This is a genomic window from Microbulbifer maximicatervae (SeqCode) (assembly GCF_052466985.1).
This window is the reverse complement of record NZ_CP174298.1, coordinates 1,845,930-1,858,738: the sequence shown is the minus strand read 5'-3', so window position 1 is coordinate 1,858,738 and position 12,809 is coordinate 1,845,930. Positions and strand designations below refer to the sequence as shown.

At 48.8% G+C, this 12,809-nt stretch carries 10 protein-coding genes; 7 read left to right on the top strand and 3 right to left on the bottom strand.

The annotated features are described in order from the left end of the window. Nucleotides 1–105 precede the first annotated feature (105 nt). The gene (locus ACJJI3_RS08005; protein ID WP_444896778.1) at nt 106–693 is read left to right on the top strand and encodes an SRPBCC family protein; all 588 of its coding nucleotides are present in this window, start codon (nt 106–108) and stop codon (nt 691–693) included. 96 nt (nt 694–789) lie between these two features. Here the strand turns inward: ACJJI3_RS08005 and ACJJI3_RS08000 are convergent, their stop codons facing one another. Continuing rightward, nucleotides 790–2,961: a TonB-dependent hemoglobin/transferrin/lactoferrin family receptor gene (locus ACJJI3_RS08000; protein ID WP_444905686.1), complete on the bottom strand. Its 2,172-nt coding sequence runs from the start codon at nt 2,959–2,961 to the stop codon at nt 790–792. 229 nt (nt 2,962–3,190) lie between these two features. Here ACJJI3_RS08000 and ACJJI3_RS07995 point away from each other — a divergent pair, with 229 nt between their 5' ends. The 6 genes from ACJJI3_RS07995 to ACJJI3_RS07970 all read left to right on the top strand — a co-directional run bounded on the left by ACJJI3_RS07995 (nt 3,191) and on the right by ACJJI3_RS07970 (nt 11,543). Further along, nucleotides 3,191–3,721, top strand: a complete 531-nt coding sequence (locus tag ACJJI3_RS07995; protein WP_413665263.1) for a MotA/TolQ/ExbB proton channel family protein — start codon at nt 3,191–3,193, stop codon at nt 3,719–3,721. After that, nucleotides 3,721–4,074, top strand: coding sequence for a DUF2149 domain-containing protein (locus ACJJI3_RS07990; protein WP_444912704.1), 354 nt, complete (start codon nt 3,721–3,723; stop codon nt 4,072–4,074). Before ACJJI3_RS07995 ends, ACJJI3_RS07990 begins: the two co-directional genes overlap by 1 nt. Before the next feature lie 2 nt (nt 4,075–4,076). Beyond that, the gene (gene cobN, locus ACJJI3_RS07985; RefSeq protein WP_444942092.1) at nt 4,077–8,018 is read left to right on the top strand and encodes a cobaltochelatase subunit CobN; all 3,942 of its coding nucleotides are present in this window, start codon (nt 4,077–4,079) and stop codon (nt 8,016–8,018) included. A 284-nt stretch (nt 8,019–8,302) separates the two neighbouring features. Then, on the top strand, nt 8,303–9,250 hold the full coding sequence (locus tag ACJJI3_RS07980) for a hypothetical protein (protein WP_444942091.1): 948 nt from the start codon (nt 8,303–8,305) through the stop codon (nt 9,248–9,250). A gap of 612 nt (nt 9,251–9,862) precedes the next feature. Next, nucleotides 9,863–10,540 carry a protease inhibitor BamI-like protein gene (locus ACJJI3_RS07975; protein ID WP_444942090.1) on the top strand — a complete coding sequence of 226 codons (678 nt, stop codon included), beginning with the start codon at nt 9,863–9,865 and terminating at the stop codon, nt 10,538–10,540. 232 nt (nt 10,541–10,772) lie between these two features. Continuing rightward, nucleotides 10,773–11,543, top strand: coding sequence for a zinc-dependent metalloprotease family protein (locus tag ACJJI3_RS07970; protein WP_444942089.1), 771 nt, complete (start codon nt 10,773–10,775; stop codon nt 11,541–11,543). Nucleotides 11,544–11,648: 105 nt separating this feature from the next. Here ACJJI3_RS07970 and ACJJI3_RS07965 read toward each other — a convergent pair whose 3' ends face one another. After that, a complete protein-coding gene (locus ACJJI3_RS07965) occupies nt 11,649–12,005 on the bottom strand; it encodes a DUF4870 domain-containing protein (protein WP_413665269.1) in 357 nt (118 codons plus the stop codon). Nucleotides 12,006–12,051: 46 nt separating this feature from the next. Further along, nucleotides 12,052–12,798, bottom strand: coding sequence for a metallophosphoesterase family protein (locus ACJJI3_RS07960; RefSeq protein WP_444942088.1), 747 nt, complete (start codon nt 12,796–12,798; stop codon nt 12,052–12,054). Nucleotides 12,799–12,809: the final 11 nt, after the last annotated feature.

The following is a 12,809-nucleotide window of genomic DNA, read 5'->3' as shown; positions in this document are numbered from 1 at the left end:
CCGTAAAGCTCTGGCATTTTTTTATTCTTCTATAATTAGACTTGTGACTTTCTAGTTCATTTATATCAGTGCCGGTATTAAGTTTTTTAGTGGTGGAGGCAGTTGATGATACTAGACATCATATATGCGGTAATTATTCTGTATGTGTTGATTTGCCTGGTGCTGTATTTTAAAGACAAGTCCTACTTCTACAAAAATGCGGCCATTATACAAGCTCCACCCGAAGCCTTGTTTGATTATGTGGTAGACCTGCGAAATTGGGAAAGCAAATATCCGAACACTTTATTTGCGGAATACAATCTGGGGGGCGATAAGTCTACTGTAGGTAGCGTGGCGATCGAAAAATATTGGGGGATTACTGGCTACCACGTAATGAAGCATCAATTAATAAATTATGAGCGGCCCAACAAAATTTCCTGGGAGGGGAAGACGATTTACGGTGGTGCGCTGGTTCTATTATTTTTACCAATTACTAAACACATCACCGGCCATTTCAGTTACACCATTACCGAAATGAAGGGTGGGGCAAGTCACTGGGAGAGACAGTGTTATTTCAAAATGCACTCTGCGAACCCAATTTATCAGCTAGTGTACTTGCTTTATATGCCGCTGTTCAGACTTGAGCTGTTAAAAGCGTTGCGGCTATACCAGGCGGAAGTGAAAGAAATGATGGAGAAGATTTACACGGATTAATTGTATTTTTTGACGCCGCAAAATAAAAAAAGGCCGCATGGGAGTACGGCCATCAAGGGACTTATTTGCGAGATAGGAGAGTGTAAAACTCGTTAATTAAAAATCGTATCTGATTGACGCAGAGAAAGTACGTCCCGGCGCCGCATTGACAGAAAGATCGCTACCTTCATCCCAGCCTGCAACATTCAGGTAGGGAACGTAGTATTTATCCATCAGGTTGTTAACCGCCAAGTTCACAGACATGGAGTCCATTACCTGATAACCCAGGGTCCAGTCTACAGTGCCATAACCGGCAGTTTCAGTAGCGCCGTCGTTCACTTTTTCCATACGGTCTGCCCAGCGCACCAGTATCTGGCTGGAGAGTTTGGCTCCGCTGTAGCTTGCACCGACCACGCCAGAAAGTGGGCTGATGCTGGTTAGGTATTCACCGGTGGTGTCGTTTTCGCCGCGCTGGTAGCTGGCATTTGCAAACAACTCGATTGTTGGAGACAGGTACCAGCTGGCGCTCGCCTCTATACCTTTGATGGTGACAGATTCGATGTTCTGGTACTGGTACTGTTCAAATACATGGGAGAAACTGCCGTCATCACCATTTACAGATTCTTGGTGAATTAAAGTGGTTTCCAGGAAATCATCGTATTCGGTATAAAACGCTGCAGTACTGAAAGCTACAGGGCCCAGGTGCCCGCGCAGGCCGAGCTCGAAGGTGTCACTGGTTTCTGGTGACAAATCGTCGGCGGGCAGAACCTCGTAGATGTATTCGGAGGTAGGTTGCAGGTAATGCTCGATATAGGCTAAATCGTAGGCCGGCACTTTAAAGCCCTGTCCGTATTGGGCAAAGGCGGACAGTTTCGGATTGATTCGGTACAGCGTGCCCAGGTTGAAGGAAACATTGCTTTCTTCAATGGTGGCAAATGGAGTGTCATCAGACTTCAATGCACCGTTGGGGTCCATTTCGTACCAGTCGTAGCGCAGGCCCGGGGTAACGGTCAGCTGGCCATTGGCGAATGACATTTCGTCATTGATAAACAGGCCGGCGCGCGCCACTTCGTTTTCTGGGAATTTCTCGGTGGTGGAGTCCAGGGTGGAGCTACCCGCAACTTCACGGTATTGGTGAACGGTACGCTCGCTCTCCGTTTGCTCCAGGTCCAGACCGTAACCCAGGGTGTGGGTCTCATTCAGGGTTTTGCTGGCGTTGGACAGCAGGCCGATAGTGTCCTGGCGGTAGAGGCCGGTTTCCCACATGTCGCGGATTTCAATCACACCGAACATGGGGGCGTTGATGTCCAGTTGCCCGTACTGCTCGTCTTCCTGTTCAGACTTGTTGTTGTACAAGCTGATATTTACCTGATCGTAAATCGCAGTTGGAGTCTCGCTGTGGTAGCGGAGCTGGTATGCAGTGGTCTCTTTGTCGGAAACAGATTGTTCAGCGACGATGTTGTAGCCGTAGTCGGCCAGTCCGCGGAAGTAATACAGCAGGCCATCGGCACTGTCACCGACAGTTTCCTGGTTCCAGTGGTCGATGCTGAAACTGATAAAGTCTTCGCCACCCAGGTTGTACTTACCTTTGTACAGGATGCTCTTCGATTCAATCTCGAAGGGGTCCTGGGTTTCGTCGTAGTTCTGTTGTTCTTCACCATCGCGGAAGGTGGTGTGCAGCAGTTGCTCAAAATTGCCGGTGCGCAGGGCAAGGGTAGGGGAAACATTGTGCTGGCTGGTGATGCCGTTGTAGCCGGTCTTGATAGATCCGCCAAACTGCTCGCCATCTTCCAGGTAGTCGGAAGCATCTTTGGTGGTGAACACTACGATACCGGCAAGGGCGTCTGAACCGTACAGGGAGGAGGCTGCGCCTTTGGCAACTTCAACCTGCTTTAGGGTGTCCACTTCAATAAAGCCGCGACCAATAATGTCGTTTTGGCCATTGGCGCCATAACCCTCGTTCACCCGCATACCGTCTTTGATAATCAGTACACGGTCACCGCCCATGCCGCGCACCAGAATATTCTGCGCGCCGCCAGCCTCACCGGTTACTTCAACACCGGGCTCGTATTGGAACAGCTGGTTCATGTCATTGAGCTGAAGCTGCTCAATTTCTTCATTGGTCACCACGGAAACGCTGCCCGCAACGTCTTTCAGGGGTTTTTCTGCGCGCCCGCTGACGACGATCAGCTCGAGTTCATTGCTGGACGGAGAGGTCGGGGTCTCTGCGCACAGGTTTGAGGCGGAGGCTAAGCCCAAAATGGCTGCTGCTAGTGGGCGACGTTTCATGGTGAATTCCTTGATGTCGTTGATTCGGTCTGCTCGTTAAGGGTCTCTGGTTGCCCTTTCGCTTGGTCTTGTCGACCAGTTCGGAGCGAGATTATATGGATACTTATCAAAATGTAAAGGTAAATGCGAATCAATATCAATTAGATTAAATTTGACCTTAAAAGTTTCTTTGGGTACTTTCCGCTCAAATTTGTGAACGGCATCAATAGTGGGGCTTGGGAGGCTTGCAGTGAATATTCAATCAATTGAGACCTTAATGGCGGATGTGGCCGACCTGTTTATGGCCCCAGTATTACTGGCGATCCTGGTACTTTTTATCTACTCGCTTTATGCCGCCGGGCGCTTTATTTCACTGTGGATGCTTCGCCGTAAAAATGCCGGAGCCTATCGGTTGGCATTGAAGCAAGGTCGGGTTGAGCGCCTGCCGGGCTACCAGGTGCACAACTTTTACGTGAATAACCCTTTGGCATGTGACGACGAATTGGAAGTTTTTGCGTTGAGAAAACTGGAACTTCTTCGCATGGCTACCCGAATCGCGCCCATGTTGGGTTTGATTGCCACCATGATTCCTATGGGGCCGGCACTTCGCGCGCTGGCCGATGGCAATATCCAGGGAATTAGTGAAAACCTGATTATTGCTTTCGCCGCTGTGATCTGGGGCTTGGTAATCTCCACAATTACCTTCTGGCCCGCCTCAGTGAAAAAACGCTGGTTTGCCTCTGAGCTGATCAATATCCGCAAGCTGAAGGAGGCCGACTGATGCGCTTCCTCGACGAAGATGAAGAACTGAATCCTATTCTGAGTGCGGTGAACCTGATCGATGTGTTTCTGGTCATTATCGCCGCGCTGCTGATTGCCATTGCGCAAAATCCCTTGAACGTTTTTTCCAATGAAAAGGTCACGGTGATTAAAAATGCCGGCGAACCCAATATGGAAGTGATCGTCAAGGACGGTAAGGAAATCAAACAATACAAATCCACCGGGGAAATTGGCTCAGGGGAGGGCACCCGTGCGGGAGTGGCTTACCAGATGGCCGATGGCAGCCTGGTTTATGTACCGGAAGGGGAAGGTAAAGATACTCCAGCCGGTGAAAAAGCTTCGGGGGGGAATTAGTGGTGCGTAATAAACTGTGGGCACGTTTTATGTGCCTGTTGATGAGCTTGGCTTTTGCAACCTTTGCCCAGGCCAGCGATAAACCCAAAGTACTCTTGATGATGTCGAGCCACACGGCCAAGGCAAAAGGTACATTGCTGACTGATCTCTCTGCAGACCAACCCTTTGAGCTGGAGATCTTTAACAGCAAAGGTAAGAGCGATGAGGAAATTGACCTGGCCTGGTCTTCCGCTGAACTGATAATGCTGGATGGCATCAACCCGGCGCTTTCTGCTTTTATGTTTGGCAAGTTCCAGCCAATGCTGGCCAAGCATCCGCAAGTTCCGGTGATTTCCCTGGGGGATGCAGATAATAAGTCCATGAACCAGGGGTTGGCAGAATTCGAGCATCGGGCGATTGCCGCTTATTTTAATAATGCGGGCCGCAAAAACTACCGTCATATGATGCAGTTTTTGTCGGCAGAGGTATTTGAATTTTCCAGTGGCTCAGTACCGGAACCGATAATTGTACCCAAGGTGGGTTTTTATCATCCCCGCTTGGAGCAGCTTGTCACCGATAAAGAGGAATTTTTCTTTGACTGGTTAAAGCCCGCTGAGCAGCAACCAGTGATTGCCGTGGCCATCCATCGCTCCGTGGTGGATTACGAGCAGCAGCAGGTTGTCGACACCCTGTTGAATGGTCTTGAGGCTAAAGGTGCCAAGGCTTTCGCCTTCTTCTTTGAAGGCGAAGACTTGCCGCTTTCCTATCCAGAATTATTGCAAACCGAAAGCGGCAATACCCGTGTTGACTTGATGATTAATTACCGCTCCCTGCACTATGTCAGCAAGCGCCGCGCTGAATTTGAGAAGTTGGGAGTGCCGGTTATTCACGCGCTCAATTACACCGAGGGTAGTGAAGAAGAATATTTTGCTGATAATAGCGGTGTATCTCCATCCCTGACTCCATTCTTCCTGGTAATGCCTGAAGATACTGGCAGCATCGATCCGGTGATTATCGCTGCTAATAAAGACGGCAATAAAGTAGTGATGGATGTACAGATGCAGGCCTTGATAGAGCGCGCCTGGAATCACGCCTCCCTCGTTTATCAAAGCAACACCAATAAAAAGGTGGCAACGTTTATTTGGAACTACCCGCCCGGGGAAAAAAATATCGGTGCGGCTTTCCTGGATGTGCCCAGCTCAATTGAGTCGATTGCCCAGGCAATGCGCGAAAGAGGCTATGAGGTACATATCAGGGATTCAAAAACCCTTATCGATTGGGCCGGGCAGTTGTTGCGCCCTTATTATCGTCGCGAAGACAGCGTAGCCTTGATCGATAAAGGGCTGGCTGATTGGATGCCGCTGTCCACCTATCAAGCCTGGTTTGACCAACTGCCTGCAACTGTGCGGGATCCTATTGTAGAGCGTTGGGGCAAGCCAGAAGACAATGCCATGTTGGCCGAACATAACGGCGAGCCTGCATTTGTTATTCCCCGGATGACCCTCGGCAATTTGATTGTGTTGCCGCAAGGCGTTCGCGCGGACAATGCCAAGGATCACTCTTCCCTATACCACGATATGAAAACCCCGGTGAATCACGCCTACCTGGCGGTTTACCTCTATGCGCGGGAAACCTTTGGTGCCGATGCCTATATTCACCTGGGAACCCATGGCTCCCAGGAGTGGCTCAGTGGCAAAGAGCGGGGCCTGTCGGTTTACGATGCACCTAGTTTGGCCCTGGGAAATATCCCGGTGTTCTACCCCTACATTATCGATAATGTGGGAGAGGCTATGCAGGCCAAGCGCCGTGGCCGTGCCACCATGATCAGCCACTTAACCCCAGGCTTTGCGAAAGCGGGCCTATATGCGGAAGTGGCTGAGTTGTCCGAGTTAATTGGCAATTACCTGGTATTGTCTGAGGGGCAGACCCGGGCCAATACCCAAGAGCGTATTATCGGTCTGGCCGAAGAGCTCAATATGCTCAAGGATCTGGAAATCAGTGCTGAAGCCTTAAGTGCGGATTTTGATGGCCAACTGAGCCGCTTGCAGGATCATTTGGGTCAATTGGCAGAGATGAGCCAGCCGCTGGGCATCCATCGTTTTGGTCAGCTGCCCAAAACTGAACACCTCACCAGCACCATCCTGCAAATGTTGGGTGAAGGGTTTATCACCGCAGCGGATGAATATGAGGTGGAGCACGGGTTGCGTTTGCCGGAAGAGCAAACCCGGGACGAGCGCAATGTTGTGGCTTTGGAAGCGCAGGCGGGGTTCCAGTTGCTGGATACCTTCCTAGAGGGCGGTGAGCTGGAGCAGGTTCCTGAGCCCTTGCAGGCCCAGTTGGACCAGGCCCGGGAATACTCCGATAACTTTGCCAAAATTGCCGAGCTGGAAAACCTGATGTCGGCACTCGATGGTAACTACATTCCTGTAAGCCATGGGGGTGACCCGATTCGCAACCCACAGGCGGTGCCCACCGGCCGTAACCTGATTGGCTTTAACCCGGCTAAGGTGCCGTCGAAGGAAGCCTATGAAGCTGGTGTACAGCTGATGGACCAGACCATTGCTGACTACCATGCAAAGCATGGCCGCTTCCCGGACAAGTTGGCATTTTCCCTGTGGTCCCTTGAAACCATGCGCCACCAGGGAGCCCTGGAAGCCCAGATCCTGCACGCCCTGGGCCTAAAACCCAAGTGGAACCAGCAGGGCAATGTTACCGGTACAGAAGTTATTCCCTATTCGGAATTAAAGCGCCCGCGTATTGATGTCGTAATCTCTGCGACAGGCCTTTATCGGGATGCCTTCCCTAACGTGATGCTGTGGTTGGCAGAAGCCATCGATAAAGTGGCGCAGATGAAAGAAGACAATAACTTTGTCTACCGCCACAGCCAGGCATTGCAACAGCAGCTGCTGGAAGACGGCAACAGTGAAGAGGATGCTCGCTATTTGTCATCGGTGCGTATCTTCTCCAATGAAAGCGGCAACTATGGAACGGGCCTTGCCGCCGCCAGTCTGGCCTCTGACAGTTGGGAGGGGGATGACAAGCTCGCTGACCTCTATATGCGCCGTATGGGCTTTGCCTATGGTAAAGATGAATCCCGCTGGAGCGAGGATCAGCGCAGTGTTGAGCTGTACGGCAAAGTGCTGTCTGGCACTGATGGGGTGATTTTTTCCCGCTCCACCAACCTCTACGCCATGATGACCAATGACGATCCCTTCCAATACTTTGGCGGTATCGGTCTGGCGGTTCGCAATCTGGATGGCGCCACGCCGGAAATGTATGTTTCCAATTTGCGTCGCAAAGATAACGTAAAAGCGCAAACCCTTGCGGAGTTCGTCAACCAGGAAATGCGCAGCCGTTACTTCCACCCCCGCTGGATTGAGGCGATGCAGGATTCCGGCTACGCAGGCGCTACCGCTATCCTGGATCGCGTCAACAATATGTGGGGCTGGGAAGTAATGACCCCGGAAACCATTCGCGACGACCAATGGCAGGAAATGTTTGAAGTCTACGTGGATGACAAATATGAAATGGACATGCGCGAATTCTTCGAAGAGCACAATGCCGAGGCCCTGGCCCAGATGTTGGAGCGAATGCTGGAAGCGGTGCGCAAGGGATATTGGGATGCGAAGCCTGAAACCCTGGAGAAAATGGTAGAGACCTACACCGAGCTGGCAAATCAGTTTGATGTGGCTACCGACAATGACAAGTTCAAGGAATTCGTCAATCAGCAGGCACTAGGGTTCGGCCTTGCGGCCCTGGCCAATGCCCAGGTATTGGATAACCCTCAGGTTAGCAGCGCCAATGCTGCGCAACAGGTCAGTGGCCAGAAGCTGGAGCAGGTTGCAGAGCCGACTCCCAGTGATAAGCCGGAAAAGCTGATATGGCTACTGTTGATGGCTATAGTGTTGGCTGGCTTTGTCAGCGGTTTCTTTGATCATAAGTGGGTGCGAACCAAGCCCGCTTAATGCCCTTCTTTAACGGCACCCGATCTGCTTAAGGCCGGGTGCCGTTAACCCCCCTCTGTTTTACCCCTTTCGTGTAAATAATCTTAAAGCTGCCTCGGCTACAGGGTTAAGAATTGTTGACCCCGGCAACTATTACTCTCTTACTGTGTTAGCTTTCTATATAGAAGGTGAAAAGTGCATTTTGATTACTTTGTAAATCATTAAGCTTGCAGCTTGTCAGATTAATAGGGCTACAGCTTGGTGAGCTTCTGACTAAAGCTGTCTCTTGAAAGGAGGTTGGAACGATGGGAAAACGATATCAGGCGGCCTTCCTGGGCCTTATATCGATTACGGCAAATGCCTGGTCTCTGGAAAACCCTTACTCGAGCAATGGGGCGGTGGCTGAGGGTTCTGCCAAAGTAGAAACAGAGAACCTGTTTTCCTGTGCTTCCGGTCGCTCCCGGTTGTCGCCAATGGGGGTGAAGCAGGTAGAGGGCAAAGCCTTTACCGTTCCGGCTGAAGTGAACTACAGCAAGCGGTACTTTGCTGCGGATCTCTATAACCAGTGCTCTGGGGTTACTCCATCCTCATTGGATGATATTGATCTTACAAAGGTACCGGTGGTCGATATCGACAAAGAAGGTGAGGTGGTTACCGGTTATATCTTTGCCGACAATTATTTTGAGCTATATATCAATGGCAAGTTAGTTGCTGTTGATCCGGTTCCATTTACGCCGTTTAACTCCAGTGTGGTTAAGTTCAGGGTGAAGAGACCCTACGATATCGCTGTAAAAGCGGTTGACTGGGAGGAGAACTTAGGGGAAGGCACAGAGAGTAACAGAGGTGTCCGCACCCATGCCGGTGACGGTGGCTTTATTGCAAGCTTTTCAGATGGTACCAAGACGAATTCAAAGTGGCATGCACAAACTTTTTATACAGCACCTATTTATGATTTGGGGTGCTTGAAAGAGCGGGGAGAAGAGCGAACCTCCTCGGACTGTGCTGAGAGGCCCCCAAAACCAGGTGCACAAGTTTATTCTCTGCACTGGGATATTCCGAAAAATTGGAAAGTCGACGATCGCTATCTTTCTTGGCCTTATGCGACAGAGTACACGGAGCAGCAGATAGGTGTGGACAATAAAGCGGCGTATATGAATTTTCGGAAACAGTTTTATGGCAGTGGTGCTAAATTTATCTGGTCAAAAAACATAGTCCTGGATAATTTGGTGTTGTTGCGCTATCGAGTTGAGTAACGGTGTCACCATTGGCCAATTAATTGCTGTGCGCTGAAGTTACTGCGTACAGCTTTATCTCTACCCAATCAAGAATAACCAGATTGTCTGAATTGCCTACCTAGTTACGATTTTCCAGTTTGTCCTTATATTCACTTTTTTCTAACAGAAAATTCCATTCTAAAATCGAAGAGAAATTTTGAGATTCAGCTTTTTTCTTCTATTGCCTTTCGTACACTGAAATTGTTAATTCTGCTTAAAAATCTACCAAATTTGTTTCTTGTGAAACTTATTTTTTGGTTTTTGCAGGTGCTCCTGACCGTATTTGGGGGAATCTCGCCATAGGTATTTGGCTTGAACTAATTTGGTGCAAAAAGGGTTTTCGTGAAATATGTCTGCTTTAATTCCGACGTTCCCCACAGTTTTGAAAAATAATTTAGATTCTGTTCAATTTTTATGAAAATTATGTGAAAAATTTCCCAAAAAAAAGCTGCGTGATAATTAGGATCGATCGTCTCAACTAAATATCGAATGTTAAGAATCGTAAAGATGCCAACATGAGGTAGGGCTGGTTAAGCTGTCGATAGGACGTGCTTTGCCGTTGCACGTAGCATTATTTTGAGAGAAAAGCTTGTGAGAAAAATAATTCCTCTCGTCGCCATTGCAGTGGCAGCAGGGTATTTCGTTTGGTCCAAAAGCCAATCTGAAGGTCAAAAACCAGTCGCTGAGCTGGAAAAGCCCAAGCCAGCTATCAGTAAATCTACTCAAAAAGCAGAGCCGCTTAAACCTGAGGAGGTTCAGGTGGGTGAAGAAGAACTCCTCGAAAGTGATGAAGAAAAAGCACTTTGGGTTGAGTCAGAGCTGGCTAGGGAAGCTCTTCATGAAAATGGTCGCCTACCCGTAGATCTCAATGGTGAAACCTATCTCGAGCTGGATATTGATATGCTCCGGAATCTCACTGTTGGTGATTACGTCGACATTGACTTGCCAGGTATTGAAGGTGATTACGATGCTCAGGTTGGCAGTATCGAAGAGCATGCCAGTGGCAACAAAAGCGTACAATTAAATCTCCCGGGGATGACTCGCCTGCATGGCGTAACTTTTACTCTCGGAGCAAACTCTGTTTATGCACAGCTAAACTTACCTTCCGGGTCATACACTATGGAAGGTCAGGGTAGTTATGCGTGGATAGCGCCTAATGGTGCATTAATTAAAAACCACGTAGAGAAACACGATAAGGATATGTCCTCGGAAGCACCTCGTGAAAAGACCTGGTCGGATGACGATTTACCGCTAAACGACTTCAAATAAGAAGAAATTGATTCAAAGTAATTATGCTTTGAATTAATAATCAGGCAAAGGAAGGCCCAAGTAAATCCTGCAGATACCGGGGGCTCGTCTCCTCAGGCGGTTAAAAGACTAGGGATAGTTTTTTAATCGAGTCAGGGTATTAAAAGCGTATTGTTACTCCTTTGGGCAGCAATTTTAATTAATTGCTGGGGGAGGAGTGTGCACTACTTATTATAATAAAAGGAGTCTTATAATGAACCTGAAGAAAAGCCTGGCCGCTGCTATTGCAGCACTGACTGTTTCTGGCGCTGCGAGTGCCGATACCGTCGATATCGCTATTATGTACACTGCACCAGCTGCGGAGTATACCGGTGATATCTCAGCCAAGATCGATAGCTATATCAGCTATGCGAACAATTCCTTTTCAAGGAATGGTATTGATATCCAGTTGAACCTGGTAGACACCTGGGAAGCTACCAGCTCCGATCTCCGTGTTAACGAAGAAACCCTGGACCTGATTACCTTCCACGACACTGTGAATAACTGGCGTTCCTCTGAAAAGGCGGATATGGTGGTTTTCCTGGGTAAAGCTGAAGAAACTGTAATCGACGGCAACACCTACATCACCTGTGGTATTGCCTGGGTTGGACAGGGAAGCAATGGCACCATGTACTCCAGCGCAAAAGAGCGCGCTTACAGCGTAACTGGCGTTGACTGTGGTTATAACACCTTCGTTCACGAGCTGGGCCACAATATGGGTCTGCTTCACTCAACCAAGCAGGGTGATACCTCTGGTGGCGTTTACTCTTACGGTATGGGTCACGGTGTAGATAACAAGTTCTCTACCATCATGGCTTACCCTTGGAAATACGGCGAAAACGTTACCCAGTACGATTGGTTCTCTGATCCTGACTGGTACGAGTGTGGTGGCTTGGCCTGTGGTGAGCGCTCAAACGGCGTAGACATTTCTAACGCTTACCGTGCTCTCGGTCCTATCACTGATGATATCTCTGGTTACTACTAATCGGCGCTAATTTGCTGAAAGTAATTGTAGAGATTACTGGCTTATAGCCAAGGGAAATCGGGAGGTGCTCTCCCGATTTTCCATCTGAAAAAAACGGTTAACTATTTAACCAAAAAATCGAATACTGAGTGGGTAGCGCCAAAATTGGCCTTCATTGGCCCGGATTGCTCCAATCACAATAAATATTACATTGATTATTGCTAGTGCAATCAGTCCAAAAATACCGATAATAAAAAATATCAGTATGGCGGAAATAATAGAATAGATAAGTAGGCTTAACATCCAGTTGAATATCATCTTGCCGTGTTTGTCAATTTCTTGAGAGCGGTCCCTTGTTGTCGCCCACATAATAATGGGTAAAACAAAACCAGCACCAGGAATCACGACCCAAGCCAATTGACTTAGATGAAGCAACATTAGGAAGGTATTTAGTTCCATATCCCAAGGGCGATAATCTTCCATTTGGCGACTTTCCTTTTGATTCAATGTCCTATGTAAGCTGACTTACCTAGCTAGCTCGTCCGGTTGACAGATAGAAACCCCAGTCATCTCTCCCTTGCGCAATAGCAGCTTGAACAGCTTTATCTGTATCATAACTTACCTTAAAAAATTCTGCGCTCCAGGCTCCATTTTTGCTTCTCTCTATCAGGGCGTAACTCGCATGGGGGCTGAAGGTTTCCATTATATGGGGTTGCGGTTCACTGTCAGTGTAAGCCGGTAGCCCAACGCTGCCTGGATTTACGACCAGCTGGCCACTACCGACAGAGACACAGCGTGGTTGATGTGTATGCCCACATAGAATGACTTTTGAGGAAATCTTTCCAAGGAGGTTGAGGATTTCATGGTTGGAACGTATCTGGGGGCGGCCGCTGCTGGTATCTTCCAGCAGATATATGAGGTCACTACTGGGTGTTCCATGGCAAAGAAAGACTTCATCGGTGATTTGTAAGCTGGGTGGTAACTGCTTCATCCATAATAGTGGTTTAACACCAAGGTCTTTCAGAATAAATTGCAGGGTTGGGTTGCTTTCTATTTCGGTAGATGTGGCTTCATATATTTGCCGGTCCTGATTACCGCGAATTGTCGTGTAACCTTGCTCCATTAAGCGTTCATAGGTGAGTCGTGGCGCAATAGGGCCATATAAAATATCACCCAGGTTCACCGTTAGATCGGCGCCTCTCTTTTTTAGATCAGCAACAATGGCATCGAGGGCATAAACATTGCTATGGATGTCAGACAGGACCGCTATTCGCATTGAGCTCTCCG